The organism is Streptomyces coffeae, assembly GCF_016741875.1.
In the GTDB taxonomy this organism is placed as follows: Bacteria; Actinomycetota; Actinomycetes; order Streptomycetales; family Streptomycetaceae; genus Streptomyces; species Streptomyces coffeae.
Map to the genome: position 1 here is coordinate 1 of NZ_JAERRF010000150.1, position 885 is coordinate 885.

1 protein-coding gene is annotated in these 885 nt (G+C 71.0%); it reads right to left on the reverse strand.

Going from position 1 to position 885, the window contains the following annotated elements:
* The coding region (locus tag JK363_RS41405) for a beta-ketoacyl reductase (protein WP_201883486.1) at positions 1 to 885 on the reverse strand (885 nt) is incomplete at both ends.

Below are 885 nucleotides of genomic sequence, written 5' to 3' on the forward strand. Positions count from 1 at the left end.
GTGACCGAGCACGGTGGCCGCTTCATACCGGACCAGCTCGGTGAGCTGCCGCTCCTGCTCGGCCTCATCCAAGCCGGCCAGTCGCTGCGCGAGAGCCGACGTGCCGCCTTCCGCAGGGGTGGCCTCGAACGCGACGCGGACCTCGGGCAGCTCGCCCAGCAGCGGGCTGGGCCGCTGTGCCATGAAGGTGCCCGCGAAGCGTTCCCAGTCGACATCGGCGACGACGAGGTTCCCGTCACCGCGTTCCAGGGCCGTGGCCAGACCCACGATCGCGACAGCCGGAGCCATCGTCGACAAGCCCCAGCGGTGCAGCTGCTCGGTCTGCTCAGCGGTTGCGACCATGCCACCGCCGCCCCACGGGCCCCACGCGACGGCGGTGGCGGGCAGACCTGTGGCCCTGCGGTGCTCGGCCAGGGCGTCCAGGTAGGCGTTGGCAGCCGCGTATGCCCCCTGCCCACTACTGCCCCACACACCGGCGATCGAAGAGTAGAGCACGAACGCGTCCAACGGCGTTTCGCCCAGCAGCTCGTGGAGATTCCTCGCACCGTCGACCTTGGCCGACAGCACATCGGCAAGGTTGTCCGCATCGAGGTCGGCGAGTACGGCCGAGCGCTCGATGCCTGCCGTGTGGACGACCGCGGTGAGTGAGGGGATGCTCTCCAGCAGCGCCGCGACTGAGTCACGGTCAGCCATGTCACAAGCGACGAACGTGACGCGGGCGCCGAGTTCGACGAGCTCGGCCTCCAACTCCGCGGCGCCCGCGGCGGCTTGGCCGCGACGGCTCACCAGCACCACATGCTCGGCCCCGCGTGCCGCCAGCCAGCGCGCCACATGGCCACCCAGGGCACCAAGACCACCGGTCACCAGCACCGTCCCGCGCGGCGA